Origin of the sequence: Desemzia sp. FAM 23990, assembly GCF_045528485.1 — a bacterium.
In the GTDB taxonomy this organism is placed as follows: domain Bacteria; phylum Bacillota; class Bacilli; order Lactobacillales; family Carnobacteriaceae; genus Desemzia.
This window is the reverse complement of record NZ_JBGQQW010000103.1, coordinates 1-255: the sequence shown is the minus strand read 5'-3', so window position 1 is coordinate 255 and position 255 is coordinate 1. Positions and strand designations below refer to the sequence as shown.

The 255-nt window shown below is 37.3% G+C and carries 1 pseudogene; it reads left to right on the top strand.

Annotated features, from left to right (window positions below):
- A pseudogene (locus tag ACEN4I_RS13655) lies at positions 1-255 on the top strand (ISNCY family transposase); the annotation flags it as partial.

The following is a 255-nucleotide window of genomic DNA, read 5'->3' as shown; positions in this document are numbered from 1 at the left end:
GCGCTTAAACGGAACTGTTCAATCACGACTTCCTGTAGATTTAGAATTAGCTGGAATACAATCTATGGAGGAAGCCAATCACTTTTTAACGAAATGGGTTAGGATTTTCAATAAGAAGTTTGGCAATGAGACGAAGGAATCCATCTATGAAAACGCACCAACTAAATCAGAAATCAATTTATTATTAGCACGAGTAGCGAATAGAAAAGTGGATAGTGGGCATCATATTCGGTATCAAAATAACCATTACCTGCC